The sequence below is a fragment of the Pseudomonas sp. 20P_3.2_Bac5 genome (assembly GCF_025466035.1).
Taxonomy (GTDB): domain Bacteria; phylum Pseudomonadota; class Gammaproteobacteria; order Pseudomonadales; family Pseudomonadaceae; genus Aquipseudomonas.
The window spans coordinates 43,811-61,695 of sequence record NZ_JANLOA010000042.1 but is presented as its reverse complement, the minus strand read 5'-3'; the positions used below and the strand labels follow the sequence as shown (position 1 = coordinate 61,695).

The window sequence follows — 17,885 nt, the reverse complement described above, 5'->3', positions numbered from 1 at the left end:
TTGTACGACAGCCTCCCTGCGGTTCATCGCCAATCGCCAAAGGAGGGCAACACCCTTCTGACAGGCCATGGCACGTTGCAACCAATGTAGGAGCGAGCTTGCTCGCGATGCGCCGCGCGGGCGGCGCTCGATCTTGAGAGCGCTGATAAAGCTATCGACTAGCGCCTAGTCGCCCCTCAGTAAAACCCAAAAAAAAGCCCCGCCAATTCCCGGCAGGGCTCAAAAACAACACTCAACAGCAGATCAAATCACCGCCCAATCGCCCGCGCCGCATCAGCGGTGTACATATCCGGGCTGTACTTGCCTTCGTTGAGGATCGGCCCCTTCTTCGCTTCGTTGGTCATGCCGTAGCCGGTGTACTGCCCGGAGTTCAGGTCCATGAAGAACTGCGAGCCGGCCTGCCAGCCGCTCATGTCGGGGTGGTAGTAGTAGTTGATCATGGCGTGCTTCCACAGTTGCCCGCGGGCATCGAAGTTGTCGGCCATCACGGCGTTCCAGGTGTCTTCGTCGATGAACAGCACGCGCTTGCCATAGACGTGACGGAAGCCCTCCTTCAGGTCCGCTTCCACCACCCAGACCCGGCGCAACTCATAGCGCATGACATCCGGGTTCGGATGGTTGGGCGTCAGAATGTCGCTGTACTTGTAGCTCGCCGAGTTGGCCTTGAAGGCGTTGGCCGGGCTGTAGATTTCACGCTTGCCCAGCAGCTTCCAGGTGTAACGCTCGGGCGCGCCGTTGAACAGGCGGTCTTCGTCCACGGTCATGGTGCCGTTGGTGCCAATCATCGGCTGGTCGTAGCCGTAGCCGGGCATCTGCCGCACACGCCGGGTCGACGGGCTGTAGGACCAGGCCTGGCGCGACGAGGTGACGAAGTTGTAGGGCTCGTGGGCGATGCTGATCACGCCGTTGTCGCGGGCCGGTTTGAGGGTGGTGTTGTAGCTCATGGCCTGGACGCCGTCCTCGGTCTTCGGTTCCACGGTCGGCGAGTTGGCCTGCGACAGGTTGCGGGCGTGGGCCCGGCCCCAGCCGATGCTGCCGTTGGGCAGGACCGAGGCGAGGTCGGAGATTTTTTCCTCGGTGTAGGCCCGGGCCGGAAGCTGGTGGTTCCACAGCACTTCCATGCCGTTCTTCGGAATCGGGAACGGCACCTGGCCAAGGCCCTCGATACCCAGGCCGTCATTCACCAGCTTGGCGTTGAGAGCGTTGGACATGGCCCGCTTGCACACGTAGTCCGGGTAGCGGAAATCGCGGTGGCCGGGGTAGATGTTCATCTTGTAGGTGGTCGGGTATTTCTTCAGCAGCGCCTTCTGCCCCTCGGTCAGGTGCGACTCGTACTGGCTCATGTTGGCCGCGGTGATCACCAGGATCGGCTTTTCATCGGCGTAGGGATCGACCGGCTGGTCGCCGGAAAATTTCACGTGGTTCCAGCCCGGCACTTCGCCCAGGTACTTGCCGGTGTAGGGCGGGATGGTGCCTTCGGCGTTGCCGGCCACTTCGCCGCCAACACAGTTCAGGTCCTTGCCCAGGCGGGCAGCCTCGTCGGGCGATACAGCGGCGCATGCGCCAGCAATAGCCATGCAGTTGGCAGTGAGAGCGACCGCGAGCATGACACCTGTTCTTGTTGTTTTCATGTATTGCCTCCTTCGCTGATAAGCCTTTCGGATGTGCTTCATTGTTGGTTTTCCGGGGTAGGAAACATCGTCCGGAAAGACTAAGAAATTGCGGTTTATCAACCAGAAATCCGCTGCTTCAACTCCGCCTTGAGCACCTTCCCGGTCGCATTCCTCGGCAGTGCCTCCGTTACCCGGTACACATGCGCTGGCACCTTGTACCCGGCCAGCCGCGCGGCGATGAACAACTGGGCGTCCTGGACCGAAGGCAGGCGCGCGCCCTGGATGACCAGTGCCACCGCCTCCCCCAGCAACGGGTCCGGCACGGCAAACACCGCCGCGTCCTCGACGCCCGGCATCTCGCTGATGCACGCTTCGATTTCCGCCGCCGAGATTTTCTCGCCGCCGCGGTTGATCAATTCCTTGACCCGTCCGCTGATGCAGAGAAACCCTTCGTCGTCGAGGTAGCCAATATCGCCGGTGTTCAGCCAGCCGTCGCAAAGGGTCTCGGCACTGGCCACGGGCTGGTTCCAGTAGCCGCTCATCAAGGTCGGCGAGCGCAGCCAGATCAGTCCGGGCTGGCCGTTGGGCACGGGGTGTGCCGGGCTGTCGCCGATGCGCACCTCGACGATCGGCAGCGGCCAGCCGCAACTCGCCGGCTTGTAGAGGAACGGATCGCCGCCGATCGCGGCGCCGATGCCATTGCTTTCGGTCAGGCCGTAACCGCTGCCGCCGATCACGTCGGGCTTGCGCCGGGCCATGTCGCCGAGCAGCCCGGCGGATGACGCGCCGCCGCCCAGGCCGAGGCCGAACAGGCTGGCGGTGTCGGCACCGCCGAAGCGCGGCGAGGCCAGCAGTTGCTGCATCATCACCGGCGCGCCGTTGAACTGGGTGCAACGCTCGTCACGGATCAGGTCGATGGCCCGCTCGACGTCCCACTTGTACATCAACACCAGGCGCCGGCCGCCGCGCAGCGCCGAGAGAAACTGCGCATGCAGGCCGCTGACATGGAACAGCGGCACCGCCATCAGCGAGGTCGGCGCAAAGCCGCTGTCGATCACCCGGGCGATTCGTTGCGGTGAACTGAGGGCGCAGAAGGCGCTCTGGAAATCCAGCGCCGCCAGCGCCTGACACACCGCGCGGTGGCTGGACAGCGCGCCCTTGGCCCGGCTGGTGGTGCCGGAGGTGTAGAGGATCATCGCAGGCGCGTGCGGCTCCACCGGCACCGCCGGCACCACCAATGCCTCGGCGGCCAGCAGGTCTTCGTAGCGGAAGCAGTAATCGGGCAGCCCCGCCGCGGATGCCAGGCCGACCACGAGGGTGGTCCGCTGCCGCGCCGTGAGGTCATCGCGCAGCAGCGCCAGGCGTGGCTCGTCGCACAGCAACAAGCCGGCGCCGCTGTCTTCCAGGCCATGCAGCAATTCATCGCGCAGGCCCCAACTGTTGAGCGGCACGCAGACCGCGCCGCAGCGCTGGATCGCGGCAAACGCCACCAGCCACGCCGGCTGGTTGCGCATGGCGATCGCCACCCGCTCGCCGGGTTGCAGGCCAAAGCGGGCAATCAATTGCCCGGCCAGGCGATCGACCTGATCGAAGAAACCGGCGAAGCTCAGGCGCTGGTCTTGCCAGACCAGGAACTCGCGCTCGCCATGCACCCGCCCCGCGTCGATCACCTCCTGCAGGGTCCGCGCCGCGTGACGAAAGTAACGCGGCGCGCCGTCCGCCGGGGTCACCACTTCAAACGGCGCGCCTGCGGCAGTCAACTGCTCCCACGCCGTGCGCCACTGTTCAATGCTCATGTGTCGTTCTCCTGAACGTCAGGCGCGGGCCGGGTCGAGGGCCCAGTAGCGCTCGCAATGGAAATCCCGGTCGCCGAGGCAGGCTTGGGCCACCCGTACCCGCTTGAGGTACAGGCCGACGTCCAGTTCGTCGGTGACGCCGATGCCGCCGTGCATCTGCACCGCCTCGTTGGCGACCTTGAGCGCGGTGTCACCGGCCTTCCATTTCGCCAGGCTGACCAGGCGGCCACAGGCGGCGGCGTCGAGGTTGTCGTCGTCCAGCGCCGAAAGCCCGGCCATCACCGCGCTGCGGGCCAGGGCCAGATCGACATAGAGCCGCGCCGCGCGATGCTGCAGGGCCTGGAACGAACCGATAGGCGCGTCGAACTGCACCCGCGTCTTGAGGTAATCGAGGGTGGTGTGGAACAGGTGCTCGGCGATGCCCAGCAGTTCCGCCGCCAGGCAGGCGCGGCCACGGTCGAGGACCGCGTCGAGCAGTGCCCAACCCTGCCCCGCTTCGCCGAGCAACGCAACGCGGCCGACCCGCACCTGCTGCAATTGCAGGCGAGCGCTGTTGCGCGCGTCGATCAGCGGCAAGGCGCTGCAGATCAGGCCCGGGGTGTCGGCCGGCAGCAGGAACAGGCTGATGCCCGCCGCCTGCCCGGCGTTGTCCGAGGTGCGCGCGGCGACGATAAAGGCATCGGCGCCGTTGCCGTCCACCACCCAGTATTTGTCGCCGTCCAGGCAATAGCCGTCGCCTTCGGCCACGGCGCTCAGGCAGGTGTCGAGCGGCTTGTGCCGGGCGCGCTCATCCACCGCCAGCGCCAGACGCAAACCGCCGGCGATCAGCCCCGGCAACCAGCGCTGCTGTTGCTCGGCGTTGCCGGCCAAGTGCAGCAGCGAACCGCCGAGGACCACGCTGGACAGCAGCGGGGTCGCCGACAAGTTGTGACCGATGGACTCGAACACCGGCCCCAGGCCCATGCAGCCGAATGCCAGGCCGCCGAGGTCTTCGGGGAAGGGAATCGCGCTCCAGCCCAGGTTGACCGCGTCCTGCCACAGTTGCGCATCGAAGCCCTGTCCCGCGCCTTCGTCGCGCAAGCGCCGCTGGGCGGCCACCGGGCTGCGCGCGGCGAGGAAGTCGCGGGCGCTGTCAGCGAGCAGGCGCTGTTCTTCGCTGTAACGCAGGTTCATGCCGTCGCTCCTTTTTTCGCGTCAGGCAGGCCAAGCACGCGCTTGGCGATGACATTGAGCTGGATTTCCGAGGCGCCCCCGGAGATGGTCAGGGCGTAGCTGTTGAGCCAGCCGCGGGTCACCGCCAACTGGCGCTCGTCGAAGGCCTCGCTTTGCCAGCCGAGGGCGTGGCCGCCGAGGATGTCGAGCAGCACTTCGAACTTGTCGCGCTCCTGCTCGGTGTGGACCAGCTTCATGATCGCCATCAGGCCGCTGACGTCGTCGCCGCCTCGTGCTTCCTCGGCCATCCGTTGCACGGTCAGGTTGTAGGCCTGTTCGTTCATCGCGCAGGCCACGGCACGCGCCTGCAAGGCCAGTTCGCCCTGGCTCTCGGGCTGCGGCAGGTACTCGCGGACCAGCGCCGGCAGGTCGAAATGCGACGGCAGGCTGATCTCGCCGAATTTCGACATGGCCTTGCGTTCGTGCTGCAACAGGTACTTGCCGAGGTTCCAGCCACCGTCCAGCGGGCCGATCAACTGGCTTTTCGGTACTTTCACGCCATCGAAGAACACCTGGCAGAACGCCGACTTGCCGCTGATCAGGTCGATCGGCACGGCGTTCACCCCGGCGCTGCGCATGTCCAGCACGATCAGGCTGATGCCTTCGTGCTTGGGCTTGCTGGTGTTGGTGCGAACCAGCGCGTACATCCAGTCGGACTTGTCGCCGTAGGACGTCCAGATCTTGCTGCCGTCCACCACGAAATGGTCGCCGGCGTCGCGCGCGGCCATCTTCAGGCCGGCTAGGTCGGAACCGGCGTTCGGCTCGGAGAAGCCCTGGCACCAGCGGGTTTCACCACGGGCCATGGGCGGCAGCAGGCTGCGTTTCTGTTCGTCACTGCCGTAGGCCAGCAGCACCGGGCCGAGCATCCAGATGCCCAGGTTGATCTGCGGCGGCCGGCACTTGAGGCGGCGCATCTCGCTTTCCAGCACCGCCAGTTGCTCCGGGTTCAGCCCGGCGCCGCCGTATTCCTCGGGCCATTCCGGGCAGAACCAGCGCTTGTCGCGCATCCGTTCGAACCACAGTCGCGCGTCTTCGCTGGGAAACTGCGGCTCGCGGGCGCCCCAGACCACGTCGCCTTCGCCCATGGCGGTGCGCATCGACGGCGGACAGTTGGCCTCCAGCCAGGCGCGGGTTTCATGCCTGAATTGCTCAATCGTGCTCATGACTTGACCCTCGCCCCGGGCCTGACCCGGGGCTGGTTATTGTTGTTGTGGTTGGCTCAGCGCTGGGTGCGCGGCATGCCCAGGCCGAACTGGGCGATCAGTTCGCGCTGGATTTCATTGGTGCCGCCGCCGAAGGTCAGGGTGACCGAGGCACGCAGCTCGTATTCCAGCTCGCCGTGCAAGGCCGCGGCGGCCGAGCCGGAACGCAACGAACCGTTGGCGCCGACCACCGCGGACAACCGGCGCAGGATCTCGATGGCCGATTCCGAGCCGTAGACCTTGGTGGTCGAGCTCAGCGCCACGTCCATGCGCTCGTGCTCCAGGTTGGCGGCGATCCGCAGGTTGATCAGGCGCATGGCTTCCAGCCGCGCATAACATTCGGCCAGCGAGCTGCGCACCCAGGCCTTGTCCATCGCCCGGCGGCCCTGCTCGTCACGGGCCCTGGCCCACAAGTAAATGCGGCGGAACAGCCCGGCAACCTTGTCCGACCACGACCCCAGGCCCAGCCGTTCGTGGTTGAGCTGCGCGGTGATCAGCTTCCAGCCGCCGTTCAGCTCGCCCACCAGCATGTCCTTCGCCACCCGCACGTTGTCGTAGTAGGTGGCCGCCGTGGGGTTGCTGGTGGTCGGGATCACTGTGCTGGAAAAGCCCGGCAGCGTGGTGTCGAGGATCAGGATCGACACGCCCTTGTGCCGCGCCAGGTTCGGGTCGGTGCGCGCCGCCAGCCAGATGAAATCGGCGGATTCGGCGCCGGAGGTCCACAGCTTGTTGCCGTTGACCACGAAGCTGTCGCCGTCGAGCCGGGCGCTGGTCTTCAGCACCGCCAGGTCGCTGCCGGCATCCGGCTCGGAATAACCGATGGCGAACATGATTTCACCGGCGGCGATGCCAGGCAGGAAGCGCTCCTTCTGCAGCGCGCTGCCATGTTCCATCAGCGCCGGGCCGACGGTGCTGATGGTCACGAACGGCAATGGCGCGCCGGCGATATTCGCCTCTTCGAAGAAGATCAACTGCTCGGTGGCGGCGTAGCCCTGGCCGCCATGGGCCTTGGGCCAGCCCACCGCCAGCCAGCCGTCGCGGCCCATCTGGCGGATGGTCTGGCGAAACAGCTCGCCGCCCTCCTTGCCGCGCAGTTGCTCACGCAGCTCGGGGGTCATCAGGGCCTGGAAGTAGTCGCGCACCGTGCGGCGCAGGGCGTGTTGTTCGGGGGTGAGGTCGACGAACATGGACTGCTCCTTAGGCCGCGCCGAGAATCAGGCCGCTGGTGGGGACGCCGGTGCCGGCGGTGACCAGCACGTTCTCGACGTCCGCCACCTGGTTCACCGCCGTGCCACGCACCTGGCGCACCGCTTCGGCGACGCCGTTCATGCCGTGGATATAGGCCTCGCCCAGTTGCCCGCCGTGGGTGTTGATCGGCAGCTTGCCGCCACGGGCGTGGTGGCCGGCGCGGATGAATTCCTTGGCCTCGCCACGCGGGGCGAAACCGAATTCTTCCAGTTGCGGCAGCACGAACGGGGTGAAGTGGTCGTAGATCACCGCGGTCTGGATCGCCTCCGGGCCGAGGCCGGACTGGCGATACAGCTCGCGGGCGACCACGCCCATCTCCGGCAGGCCGGTGATGTCGTCGCGGTAGAACGAGGTCATGATTTGCTGGCCGCTGCTGATGCCCTGGGAGCCGGCCTTGATGGTCACCGGTTTCTGCCGCAGGTCGCGGGCGCGCTCGGCCGACGTGATGACCAGGGCCACCGCGCCGTCGGACTCCTGGCAGCAGTCCAACAGGTGCAGCGGCTCGCAGATCCAGCGCGAGGCCTGGTGTTCTTCAAGAGTGATCGGCTTGTTGTAGAAGAACGCGTTGGGGTTGGTCGCGGCGAAATCGCGCACCGCCACCGCGACCCGGCCGAAGTCCTCGGAGGTGGCGCCATAGGTGTGCATGTAGCGCTGGGCGAACATGCCGACCCAGGCTGCCGGGGTGTGGAAGCCGTGGGGCATGTACCAGCCGTAATTGACGTTCTCGAAGATCGGCGTCGAGGCGAAGCCGTAGCTGCCACTGCCGAAGCGGTACCAGGAACGTTCGTTCATTGCCCGGTAAACCACCACCACCTTGGCCACGCCGGTGGCCACGGCCATCGCCGCGTGGAGGATCGGCGCGCAGGCGGCGCCGCCGCCATGGGGCACCTGGGAGAAGAACTTGACGTCCTTGCAGCCCAGCAGCCGGGCGATTTCGTACTCCGGCACCTTGTCCACCGAGTAGGAGCTGAAGCCCTCCACTTCCGATGGATCGATGCCGGCGTCTTGCAGCGCCGCGAGGGTGGCTTCCATGGCCAGGCGCAGTTCGGTGCGCCCGGAATTCTTGGAAAACTCGGTCGCGCCCAGTCCGACAATGGCGGCGCGCCCGGAAATCGACGATTGCGTCATGACAGTGTCTCCGGCTGTCAGGGCAGGACCAGCGCGACCGTGCCGGTCACGTGGTTGCCCATGGAATTCTTGCCGCCAAGGGTCACTTCGACCGTGCGGGTTTCAGGATCGAGGTGGGTCACGCTGCCACTGAAAGTCATGCAGTCGCCGGGGTAGTTGGGCACCCCGAGCTTGATCTTCAGCGACGCGAAGCGTGCCAGCGGGCCGGCCCAGGCCTCGACGAAGCGCTGCACCAGGCCATTGGTGGTGAGGATGTTCATGAACACGTGGGGCGAGCCCAGTTCACGGGCGGCGTCCAGGTCGTGGTGGCCGGGAAAGTAGTCGCGGGTGGCGATCGCCCCGCCGGCAATCAGCGGCACGGTGATGGGCACCGCCAGCTCCGGCAGCAACTCGCCGGGACGCACGTCTTCAAAGCGCTTGGTGTTCTTCAAGGTCATATTTCCATCCCAGCTTGTCGTTATCGCTCAGCCAGTCGCCGAGACGTTCCAGGCATGCCGCCGATCCGCCGAGGGCAAGGCCCAGGGCGCGGCTCCAGTAGAGAAAACGGTGGATCGGGTAGGTCAGGTCGACACCGATGCCGCCATGCACGTGCTGCGCGACATGGCCGATGCGGTGACCGGCCTCGCAGGCCAGCCACGCCGTGGCCAGCGCTTCCGACGGCGCCGGCAGCCTGGCGTCAAGGCGGTAGCAGAGCTGCCAGAGGCTGCTGCGCAAGGCTTCGAGGGCGATGTGCGCGTCAGCCATGCTCATCTGCACCGCCTGGAAGCTGCCGATGCGCCGTTCGAACTGCTGGCGCTCGCTGACGTACTCGACGGTGCGGCGGATCTGTTCCTGGCTGACCCCCAGTTGCAGCGCCGCCTGGGCGGCGATGGCGCGGGATTCCAGCCAGTCCAGGGCGTCCACCGGCAGCAGGTGGCTGACGCTGAGGCCCTCGACCCGCACATCGGCCACCGCCTCGCCGTGGGTCATCACCGCCGGGGTCAGGTGCACGTTGGCTGATTGCAGTTCCAGCAGCATCAGCCGGGGCTGACCATGCAGCAGCACCGGCACCAACGCGGCGCCGGATTGCGCCGCCAGCGGCAAGGCGGCGACGCGGCCGTTGACCTGCCAGACGGCGCCGTTGGGCGTGGCCTCCAGCTCGATGCCGCAGGCGGCGTTGATGCCTTCCAGCGACAGGCTCAGCAACGCCTCGCCGCTGGCCGCCCGCTCGATCCAGGCCGGGTAGGCGTCGCTGGCAAAGGTCGCCAGGGTCGCCGCCGCCAACTGATGCCGCCACAGCGGCACCTGGCCCAGGCCACGGCCTTGGGCTTGCAGCACCAGCATCAATTCGGTCATGCCCAGGCCGCTGCCGCCCGCGGATTCGGGAATTGCCAAGGCATGCAGGCCGGTTTCCCGGCACAGGTCCCACAGTGCCGCCATCATCGGTTCGCCGCGGGTGTCCCACTGGCGCATGGCGTCATCGTTGCAGTAATCGACGAACAGGCTGTCGGCCATCTGCTCGATGGCGCGCTGGTCTTCGCTCAATTCGAAATCCATGGGCGCTTACTCCGGCTCGGCCACGGGACGGAACAGCGGCAAGGTCTGCTGTTCGTCGAAGGTCTGGAATTCCACCTGCAGGCGCTGGCCGATCTTCAGTTCGTCACGCTGCACGCCGGTCAACCCGGCGACCAGGCGCACGCCCTCCTCCAGCTCGATCAGCCCGATGGGGTTGGGGTGATCGAACGGCGGGACTTCCGGGTAGTGCATGACGACGAAGGAATACAGGCTGCCGCGACCGCTGGCCTGCACGGTGTCCCAGTCGAAGCTGTGGCACTGGATGCACACCGGCGCCGGCGGATGGCGCAGGGTCGAACAGGCGGTGCAACGCTGGATCAGCAGCTTGCCTTCGGCGCAGCCTTCCCAGAAGAACCGGGTGTCGTCGCTCATCCCCGGCAGCGGACGCTTGGGCTTGGCCAGCGCCTCGGCCGGCTTGGCCGCGGGCTGCGGATTGGCCGGGCGGAACTTGAAGACGCGGAACAGCAGCTCGCCCACCGGCTCGTCGCCCTCGGGTTTCTCGACGAAGTGGCTCATCACCAGGGTGACGAAGAAGCCGGTGCCCAGGGCGGTGGTCTTCTCGTCGCCCACCGCGTCCAGCCGGGTCGTGTAGTACAGCCGCTCGCCCAGGTGCACCGGGCGCTGGAAGGTCAGTTCCGAGTTCACCGCGACCACCGAGGCGTAGCCGTGTTCCTCGAACAGCTTGAGCACTTCATAGGGGTTTTCGTCGGTGGAGCCCGGCGGATAGTTGTTGGCGTGCAGGCCTTCCATGGTCCACACCTGGAGCATCGCCGGCGGCGCGACGATGCCGTCATGCGGGCCTTGCAGCGCAGCGGCCGGATCAGTGTAGAGCGGGTTCTCCAGGCCCATGATCTCGCACCACTGGCGGATCATCGGCGCGTTGACTTCGTCCCAGGCATACACCCGACCGTATTGGCGCCCCACCAGGGCGCGCACGTTGGACAGCAATTGTGGATCAGCCACAGTCGTCTCCTGCAAAGTGAGGGCGGCCACCGGGTGGCGCCGCCGTGGGGTCGATCAGGTGGGCGTGGCCTGCGCCGCACCGAGGAAAGCCGGTCGCTCGCCGCCGCCGTGCAGCAGCAGGTTGCAACCGCTGGCGTAGCTGGCCAGGGGCGAGGCGATGTACAGGCAGGCGTTGGCGATATCCTCGGCCGCCGCCATGCGTCCGGCGGGAATGCCGGCGCTGACCGCGGCGACGCCGGCCTCGCTGCCGTAGTGCAGGTGAGCCTGGTCGGTCAGCACCAGGCCCGGACTGACGGTGACCACCCGGACCTTGGGCGCCCACTCCACCGCCAGCGAGGTGACCAGGGCCACCACGCCGGCCTTGGCTGCGCCATAGGCGGCGGTGCCCGGCGACGGACGCTGGGCGGCGACGCTGCCGATAAAGACGATGCAGCCACCCGTTTCCTGCGCTTGCATCAGGCGGTTGGCCTGCTGGGCGACGTAGAGCGGCGCGATCAGGTTCAGGCGGATGATGCTTTCGTGAAAACGCGGCGAGGCTGTCGCGGCATCCGCCGCCGGGGCGCCGCCCGCGTTGTTGACCAGCACATCGAGGCGGCCGAAGTCGCGCTGGATGCTGTCGAACAACGCCTGCAACGACTCGCCGTCGCGCACGTCGACGGCGAAAAACACCGCCGTGCGTTCGCCACTGGCCGGTAGCTGTTCAGGGGCGTTGCGGGCACAGACGATGACCTGCGCACCGGCGTCGAGGAAACCCTGCGCGATACCCGCGCCGATGCCCTTGGTGCCGCCGGTGACCAGTACCACCTTGCCGCTGTAATCAAGACCGCGTTGCTGCCCCATTTCAGGCTCCTTGTTTTGCTGACAAGGCCCACTCTAGGGACAAAGGCCGGGGCAAACTTCGTCTGAACGGACGATGAATCGACACCCGCGCACGCCCGACACTGCCTGGCAATCCCCCCGGTTTTTCACGCGTGAGAAGGCTTATGTCCGCAACCGATCGTCCCTCCGTACTGCTCGAATTCCCGGCCCCCGGCGTGGCCCTGCTGCGCCTCGACCGACCCCAGGCGAGCAACGCCCTGAGCCTGGAATTGCAGGCATCGCTGTCGCGGCACTTCAGCGAACTGGGGGCCGATCCCGAGGTGCGCTGCATCCTGCTCACCGGCGGCGACAAGGTGTTCGCCGCCGGTGGCGACATCACCAGCATGGCCGGGGTCGGCCCGATCGAGATTCACCAGCGCCACACCGAACGGGTCTGGGCACCGATCCAGCACTGCCCGAAGCCGGTGATCGCCGCGGTGTGCGGCTATGCCTATGGCGGCGGCTGTGAATTGGCGATGCATGCCGACCTGATCGTCGCCGGGCGCGGGGCGAAATTCTGTCAGCCGGAAATCCGCATCGGCATCATGCCCGGCATCGGCGGCACCCAGCGCCTGGTGCGGGCGGTGGGCAAGGCCAAGGCCATGCGCATGGCCCTGACCGGGCAGCCGATCACCGCCGAGGAAGCCTGGGTCGCCGGGCTGGTCAGCGATCTGGTGGAGGACGATCAGGTCCAGGCCCGTGCGCTGGAACTGGCCAACGTCATCGCGGCGATGCCGGCGCTGGCGGCGGAGCAGATCAAGGAAGTGATCCTCGCGGGCATGGATGCGCCGCTGGAGACGGGGTTGGCGCTAGAGAGGAAGGCCAATGCGTTGCTGTTTGCCTCGCAGGATCAGAAGGAAGGGATGGCGGCGTTTATCGAGAAGCGGCCGGCGCGGTTTTTGGGGAGGTGATTGGGGTTGGCGTGTGCGCTGTGTGCTCGTCGGCAGCGCTTTTGCGTGGTTGAGATCGAGCGCCGCTTGCGCGGCGCATCGCGAGCAAGCTCGCTCCTACGGGGGGGGGGCGGCGCTTGATCTCAGGGCTCGGAAAAATGTTGGCTTCACTGCCGACTCCCCACCACCTGGCCATCCGCCGGGACCACCACCTGCCCCAGGTCGATGTGCTTGAACACCGGGCTAGCGCCCAGCCGGGCGTTGAAACGGGTGTTGAAGCTGAACGGGTCTTCGGTCGGTACGCTTAGCGGTTTGCCGTACACCGCTTGCAGCGCGGCGCTGTCGTAGCCGAGCAACTGCAGCAGGGTCGGGAACAGGTTGTAGTGGCTGGAGCGGTTTTTGTTGTCCGCCAGGTGCGCCTGCCAGTCGAGGGTCTTGAGCCCTTCGCCCTGGATCACCAGCAGCGGCACCAACCCCTCTTCCGCCACCGGGTCGCTGTCGCAATGGGTGTTCAGCCCGGGATTGCCGCGCTCGTGCAGGTCCTGGCCATGGTCGGAGGTGTAGATCACCACCGCCTGGCTGAGGTCGGCCTTGGCGAACAGGCGGTTGAAGAATTCGCCAACATTCCACAGCAAGGTGTTGCGGTAGGCGTTGCGGTACAGCACCCAATCCTCTGGCCGCCCGGCGAAGCCGTCGCGCTGGCCAGTGTCGGTGACATCGGTGAACTGCCCGCGAGGCAAGGCCGGACGGTAGTTCATGAAGGCGTCCGGGTACTTGTCGTGCACCGGGAAATGCGCGCCCACTTTGTTGACCACGATCAGGTGCGGCGTGCCGTCGGCCAGCAGCTCGGTAAGGGTCGCCGCGACGGCCATGTCGCGCTCCAGCACCGGGGTGTCATCGAACTGGATGAAGCGGTCGATATCGCGTTTTTCCGTGTCGGTCATCAGGTTCTGCAGGTGCCCGCCGGTGCGCTGGGCGTCCACGTACACCGTGGACAACCCGGCCTGGTGGGCGTACTGCCAGATCGACGGCTGGGTCGAGTTGATCCGCAGGTAGTCCGCGCGGGTGCCGCCGTAGCGCAGGGTGACGTTGGTGTCGGCGCTGCAATTGGCGACGGACGCCGCATAGCCGTAGTTGAAAATGCGCACGCCCGGCTGCGCCTGGGTCAGCGGCGTCTTGACCCCCAGTGGGGTGGTGGTGTCGAGGTAGTTGCCGGCGATGCTCTCGTCGATGATCAGCACGATGTCGCGGGCCAGCGCCGGACCGCTGCGCGGCAAGCTCACCGGCTCGCGGGCGCCGACATGGTCGTGCAGCGCCTCGTAGGCCATCAGGTTCAGGTAGGCCAGCGGTGTGTACATCACCGGCAGTCCACGGGCGCCTTCGCCGGAACGCACGAAGAGTATGCCGGTGAGCAACAGCAGCCCCAGCACCGGCGCCGTCCACGGCAAGGCCCGCGGCAAGCGCGGTCTGGCGCCGGGGCGCAGGCCGATGCCGAGCAGCAGCAAGAGTCCGCGCAGCAGCGCCTGCATGATCGAGGCGTGGTACTGGGCCACCGCCTCCTGGATAAAGCCACCGGAGTAGACCATCGACAGGAAGGCGCTGTAGGTCAGGTAGCTGTTGGTGATTCGCGTGTAGGCATCGAAGAACACCGCGCTGGCGAAGAACACCAGCGCCAGCCCCCAGCGCAACGCGCCCTGGCGAATATGCGCGGCCGCCAGCAGGGCCAGCGCCAGCAGCACGAACATCCCGCCGTAGAGCACCAGTGCAAGGCCGCCGCCGAGTGCTTGAAAACGCTCGAGGATAGCGGCGTGAAAGCAGGCCAGATAGGCCAGCAACAGCAGGCTCTTGATCGATGCGCGCATGGCAAGGCTCCGTCCGCGAATGGCGAGGTTTCTCGAACGGTAGCCAGCTTGCGATTTTCTTTCCATCTATGGCTTGTCATTTTTATGGCGAGTTTTTGACGCCTGTTTCTACCCCCTCGCACTACAGAAATCTGCCCCTTCGACTATCGAACACAATCACAGGAGCCTTCAACCACAAGGCTTTCGACCGTTCATCGCGAAAATCGACAGCCATTGGCCAGCGTCGATTTCGCTAAAGCACGGATTGGAAAAGAGTTGATGGCAAAACGACCTCGCCAACAGGCGCTGTAAGTTAAACGAAACATGCCATTGCTTTGACACTTTTCCGCCAGCCTGCGCTATACCGAAATCACACCGCTGTTTCATCCCCATTACGCCCTGCGAGGCAACCCGGAATGGACGTGAGCGTATTCGGTACAGGTTATGTAGGGCTCGTGCAGGCCGCGGCGCTGGCCGATGTCGGACACCGGGTGCTGTGCGTGGATGTCGATGCGCACAAGATCAGCCAGCTCCGCCAGGGTGTGCCGCCGATCCATGAGCCGGGCCTGTCCGCCATGCTCGAAGACAACATCCGCGACGGTCGCTTGCTGTTCAGCACCCAGTCCAGCGATGCCGTGGCGCACGCCGAACTGGTGTTCATCGCGGTCGGCACGCCGCCCGACGAAGACGGCTCCGCCGACCTCTCCCATGTGCTCGGGGTAACCCGGCAGATCGCCGGGCTGATGGAGGCCGATCGCACCCTGATCATCAAGTCCACGGTGCCGGTGGGCACCGCCGACACGGTGGCGCTACTGGCCCGGGAAGAACTCGACCGGCTCGGCAAACTGACGTTGAAAGTCCGCGTGGTGTCCAACCCGGAGTTCCTCAAGGAAGGCAGCGCCCTGGCCGACTGCATGCGCCCCGACCGGATCATCGTCGGCACCTGCGATGCCCAGGCCCAGGACCAGCTCACCGAACTCTACGCGCCCTTCTGCCGCAACCATGAAAAGCTCATGTTCATGGACAACCGCAGCGCCGAGCTGACCAAGTACGCGGCCAACGCCATGCTCGCCACCCGTATCAGTTTCATGAACGAGCTGGCCAACCTCACCGAACGCCTGGGCGCCGACATCGAAGCGGTGCGCAAAGGCATCGGCTCCGACCCGCGCATCGGCTACCACTTCATCTACCCCGGCTGCGGCTTCGGCGGTTCGTGCTTTCCCAAAGACTTGCGCGCCCTGCTGCACACCGCCGAGCACAACGGCATGCCGCTGCGCCTGCTGCAGAGCGTCAGCGAAGTGAACGACGCCCAGCGGCAGATTCTCTTCAGCAAGCTCAAGCAGCATTTTCCCGGCAGCCTCAAGGGCAAGTCGGTGGCGCTCTGGGGCCTGGCCTTCAAGCCCAACACCGACGACATGCGCGAAGCGCCGAGCCGCTACCTGATGGAAGCGCTGTGGGCCGAAGGCGCCACCGTGCATGCCTTCGACCCGGAAGCCATGGCCGAATGCCGGCGCCTCTACGGCTACCGCAACGACCTGAAACTCTGCGCCACCCGCGACGACACCCTGGAAGACGCCGATGCCCTGGTGATCTGCACCGAGTGGAAGAACTTTCGCGTGGTGGACTTCACCCTGCTGGCGAAGAAACTGCGCCAGCGCCTGATCGTCGACGGCCGCAACCTGTACAACCCCGACCAGGTCGCGACATTCGGCCTGGACTACTGCGGCATCGGCCTGCGCCACGTCGATCCGGAAGTGCCCGCGCCATGAAAGTCCTGGTCACCGGCGCGGCCGGTTTCATCGGCGCCCATTGCGTCCTGCGGCTGTTGCGCGACGGCTACCAGGTGCTTGGCCTGGACAACTTCAACGGCTACTACGACCCGACCCTCAAGCATCAACGGGTCGGCTGGGTACGCCAGCAGGCCGGGCATTTTCCGTTGCAGCGTATCGAGCTGGCCGACGCCAGCGCGCTGGACGCGCTGTTCGCCCGTGAGCGCCCCGACGTGGTCCTGCACCTGGCCGCCCAGGCCGGGGTGCGCTACTCGCTGGAGAATCCGCGGGCCTACCTCGACAGCAACCTCAGCGGCTTTCTCAACATTCTCGAAAGCTGCCGCCGCCACCCGGTGCAACACCTGCTGTACGCCTCGTCCAGCTCGGTGTATGGCGCCAACCAGCACACGCCCTATGCAGTGCGCGACGCGGTAGACCATCCGTTGTCGCTGTACGCCGCGACCAAGAAAGCCAACGAAGCCATGGCCCACTGCTACAGCCACCTGTACGGCATCCCGGCCACCGGCCTGCGCTTCTTCACCGTCTACGGTCCCTGGGGTCGCCCGGACATGTCGCCGGTGCAGTTCGCCAGCGCCATTGTCGAAGGCCGCCCGCTGCGCCTGTTCAACCATGGCCGGCACCAGCGTGATTTCACCTACATCGACGACATCGTCGAAAGCCTGGTGCGGCTGATTCCCCTGGCGCCACAGGCCAACCCGGGCTGGGACGCGATAAACCCGGACCCCGCCAGCAGCCACGCGCCCTGGCGCCTGTACAACATCGGCGGGCAACGCCCGGTGGCGCTGCTGGACTACGTCGCCCTGCTGGAAAAACACCTCGGCCGCCGCGCCGCCATCGAGTTGCTGCCGCTGCAGCCCGGCGACGTGCTGGACACTTGCGCCGACGCCAGCGACCTGGCCCACGCCACCGGTTTCACCCCGCTGATTTCCCTCGACGAGGGCCTCGGACGCTTTGCCGCCTGGTTCCTCGATCACTACCTGCCGCTGCACGGGACGCCAGCGCAGATCCACCGGGCGTCGCCCGACGAGCAACGGAGGTCGCTATGACCGGACAACCGAAAAGCGCGCAGATCCAGGCGCTGAGCCAGGACAAGCGCATGGACCCCAAACACCGCATGCGCATCGACTCGGCGGTCCACAAACAGGGCCGCGGCTGGTTCACCGGCCGCCTCGGCGGTCGCCCCTGGACGCTGTCGCGGACCAACCGCTGGGTCGCCGCCGGCGGCGCCTCGCTGCTGATCGTGCTGCTGGCGCCGCTGTTGCTGGGCCTGGCCGTGGCCGTCAAGGCGAGTGGCCCGGGGCCGGTGTTCTTCGTGCAGAAGCGCACCGGCTACCGGGGCCGCAATTTCGGCATGTTCAAGTTCCGCACCATGGTCGCCGACGCGGAGGCGCGGAAGGAGTCGCTGCGCCACCTAAACAAGCACGGCGCCCAGTCCATCGACTTCAAGATCGACGATGACCCGCGGGTAACCCCGATCGGTCGCTGGCTACGGCGCAGCAGCCTGGACGAGCTACCCAACCTGTTCAACGTAGTGCTCGGCGACATGCGCCTGGTCGGCCCCCGGCCCACCTCGTTCAACGCCTACCGCTACAAGGACAACCACCTCGCGCGCCTGAGCATCTACCCGGGCATGACCGGCCTCTGGCAGATCTCCGGGCGCAGCGACATCGACTTCGACCAGCGGGTCGAACTGGACCTGAGCTACATCGCCGAACAGAGCCTGAGCCTGGACCTGAAAATCCTGCTCAAGACCCCCTTCAAAGTCTTCAGTGGCCACGGAGCAAGTTGAG

At 66.3% G+C, this 17,885-nt stretch carries 15 protein-coding genes; 4 read left to right on the top strand and 11 right to left on the bottom strand.

Annotated features, from left to right (window positions below; all coding sequences use genetic code 11):
• Positions 1-248: 248 nt before the first annotated feature.
• The 10 genes from NTD88_RS06555 to NTD88_RS06510 form a co-directional block, all read right to left on the bottom strand.
• Positions 249-1,631 carry a DUF1329 domain-containing protein gene (locus NTD88_RS06555; protein WP_410017260.1) on the bottom strand — a complete coding sequence of 461 codons (1,383 nt, stop codon included), beginning with the start codon at positions 1,629-1,631 and terminating at the stop codon, positions 249-251.
• 98 nt (positions 1,632-1,729) lie between these two features.
• Entirely contained in the window at positions 1,730-3,409 is a 1,680-nt protein-coding gene (locus tag NTD88_RS06550; protein ID WP_262156178.1) for a class I adenylate-forming enzyme family protein, read from the bottom strand.
• Positions 3,410-3,427: 18 nt separating this feature from the next.
• Positions 3,428-4,582: an acyl-CoA dehydrogenase family protein gene (locus NTD88_RS06545; protein WP_262156177.1), complete on the bottom strand. Its 1,155-nt coding sequence runs from the start codon at positions 4,580-4,582 to the stop codon at positions 3,428-3,430.
• Complete coding sequence (locus NTD88_RS06540) at positions 4,579-5,784, bottom strand: acyl-CoA dehydrogenase family protein (RefSeq protein ID WP_262127785.1); 1,206 nt, start codon at positions 5,782-5,784, stop codon at positions 4,579-4,581. The genes NTD88_RS06545 and NTD88_RS06540 overlap by 4 nt, the downstream gene beginning before the upstream one ends.
• A gap of 56 nt (positions 5,785-5,840) precedes the next feature.
• Positions 5,841-7,010, bottom strand: coding sequence for an acyl-CoA dehydrogenase family protein (locus NTD88_RS06535; protein ID WP_262156175.1), 1,170 nt, complete (start codon positions 7,008-7,010; stop codon positions 5,841-5,843).
• A 10-nt stretch (positions 7,011-7,020) separates the two neighbouring features.
• The gene (locus NTD88_RS06530) at positions 7,021-8,199 is read right to left on the bottom strand and encodes a lipid-transfer protein (RefSeq protein WP_262156174.1); all 1,179 of its coding nucleotides are present in this window, start codon (positions 8,197-8,199) and stop codon (positions 7,021-7,023) included.
• Between the two features lie 17 nt (positions 8,200-8,216).
• Positions 8,217-8,636, bottom strand: a complete 420-nt coding sequence (locus NTD88_RS06525; RefSeq protein WP_095153497.1) for a MaoC family dehydratase — start codon at positions 8,634-8,636, stop codon at positions 8,217-8,219.
• Positions 8,608-9,735: an acyl-CoA dehydrogenase family protein gene (locus NTD88_RS06520; protein ID WP_262156173.1), complete on the bottom strand. Its 1,128-nt coding sequence runs from the start codon at positions 9,733-9,735 to the stop codon at positions 8,608-8,610. Before NTD88_RS06520 ends, NTD88_RS06525 begins: the two co-directional genes overlap by 29 nt.
• Positions 9,736-9,741: 6 nt before the next feature.
• Positions 9,742-10,716, bottom strand: coding sequence for a bifunctional MaoC family dehydratase N-terminal/OB-fold nucleic acid binding domain-containing protein (locus NTD88_RS06515; RefSeq protein WP_095153499.1), 975 nt, complete (start codon positions 10,714-10,716; stop codon positions 9,742-9,744).
• Positions 10,717-10,770: 54 nt separating this feature from the next.
• Positions 10,771-11,556: an SDR family oxidoreductase gene (locus NTD88_RS06510; RefSeq protein WP_262156172.1), complete on the bottom strand. Its 786-nt coding sequence runs from the start codon at positions 11,554-11,556 to the stop codon at positions 10,771-10,773.
• 143 nt (positions 11,557-11,699) lie between these two features.
• On the opposite strand from NTD88_RS06510, the gene NTD88_RS06505 reads away from it, so the two are divergent.
• On the top strand, positions 11,700-12,485 hold the full coding sequence (locus tag NTD88_RS06505; RefSeq protein WP_095153501.1) for an enoyl-CoA hydratase: 786 nt from the start codon (positions 11,700-11,702) through the stop codon (positions 12,483-12,485).
• A gap of 146 nt (positions 12,486-12,631) precedes the next feature.
• Here the strand turns inward: NTD88_RS06505 and NTD88_RS06500 are convergent, their stop codons facing one another.
• Entirely contained in the window at positions 12,632-14,326 is a 1,695-nt protein-coding gene (locus NTD88_RS06500; RefSeq protein WP_262156170.1) for a sulfatase-like hydrolase/transferase, read from the bottom strand.
• A 395-nt stretch (positions 14,327-14,721) separates the two neighbouring features.
• Here NTD88_RS06500 and NTD88_RS06495 point away from each other — a divergent pair, with 395 nt between their 5' ends.
• From NTD88_RS06495 to NTD88_RS06485, 3 genes are read left to right on the top strand one after another with little or no spacing between them, the layout of a single operon-like run.
• Positions 14,722-16,074, top strand: a complete 1,353-nt coding sequence (locus NTD88_RS06495) for a UDP-glucose dehydrogenase family protein (RefSeq protein WP_095153503.1) — start codon at positions 14,722-14,724, stop codon at positions 16,072-16,074.
• Positions 16,071-17,141 (top strand): NAD-dependent epimerase, encoded by a 1,071-nt coding sequence (locus tag NTD88_RS06490; RefSeq protein WP_262156169.1) that lies wholly within the window; start codon positions 16,071-16,073, stop codon positions 17,139-17,141. Before NTD88_RS06495 ends, NTD88_RS06490 begins: the two co-directional genes overlap by 4 nt.
• Positions 17,138-17,884: a sugar transferase gene (locus NTD88_RS06485; protein WP_262127780.1), complete on the top strand. Its 747-nt coding sequence runs from the start codon at positions 17,138-17,140 to the stop codon at positions 17,882-17,884. The genes NTD88_RS06490 and NTD88_RS06485 overlap by 4 nt, the downstream gene beginning before the upstream one ends.
• The last annotated feature ends 1 nt before the right edge of the window (position 17,885 follow it).

Coding starts and splice junctions, on each gene's coding strand:
- NTD88_RS06540 (WP_262127785.1), bottom strand. CDS start 5,784: ATGAGCACGATTGAGCAATTCAGGCATGAAACCCGCGCCTGGCTGGAG.
- NTD88_RS06550 (WP_262156178.1), bottom strand. CDS start 3,409: ATGAGCATTGAACAGTGGCGCACGGCGTGGGAGCAGTTGACTGCCGCA.
- NTD88_RS06530 (WP_262156174.1), bottom strand. CDS start 8,199: ATGACGCAATCGTCGATTTCCGGGCGCGCCGCCATTGTCGGACTGGGC.
- NTD88_RS06500 (WP_262156170.1), bottom strand. CDS start 14,326: ATGCGCGCATCGATCAAGAGCCTGCTGTTGCTGGCCTATCTGGCCTGC.
- NTD88_RS06545 (WP_262156177.1), bottom strand. CDS start 4,582: ATGAACCTGCGTTACAGCGAAGAACAGCGCCTGCTCGCTGACAGCGCC.
- NTD88_RS06525 (WP_095153497.1), bottom strand. CDS start 8,636: ATGACCTTGAAGAACACCAAGCGCTTTGAAGACGTGCGTCCCGGCGAG.
- NTD88_RS06485 (WP_262127780.1), top strand. CDS start 17,138: ATGACCGGACAACCGAAAAGCGCGCAGATCCAGGCGCTGAGCCAGGAC.
- NTD88_RS06535 (WP_262156175.1), bottom strand. CDS start 7,010: ATGTTCGTCGACCTCACCCCCGAACAACACGCCCTGCGCCGCACGGTG.
- NTD88_RS06495 (WP_095153503.1), top strand. CDS start 14,722: ATGGACGTGAGCGTATTCGGTACAGGTTATGTAGGGCTCGTGCAGGCC.
- NTD88_RS06505 (WP_095153501.1), top strand. CDS start 11,700: ATGTCCGCAACCGATCGTCCCTCCGTACTGCTCGAATTCCCGGCCCCC.
- NTD88_RS06510 (WP_262156172.1), bottom strand. CDS start 11,556: ATGGGGCAGCAACGCGGTCTTGATTACAGCGGCAAGGTGGTACTGGTC.
- NTD88_RS06555 (WP_410017260.1), bottom strand. CDS start 1,631: ATGAAAACAACAAGAACAGGTGTCATGCTCGCGGTCGCTCTCACTGCC.
- NTD88_RS06490 (WP_262156169.1), top strand. CDS start 16,071: ATGAAAGTCCTGGTCACCGGCGCGGCCGGTTTCATCGGCGCCCATTGC.
- NTD88_RS06520 (WP_262156173.1), bottom strand. CDS start 9,735: ATGGATTTCGAATTGAGCGAAGACCAGCGCGCCATCGAGCAGATGGCC.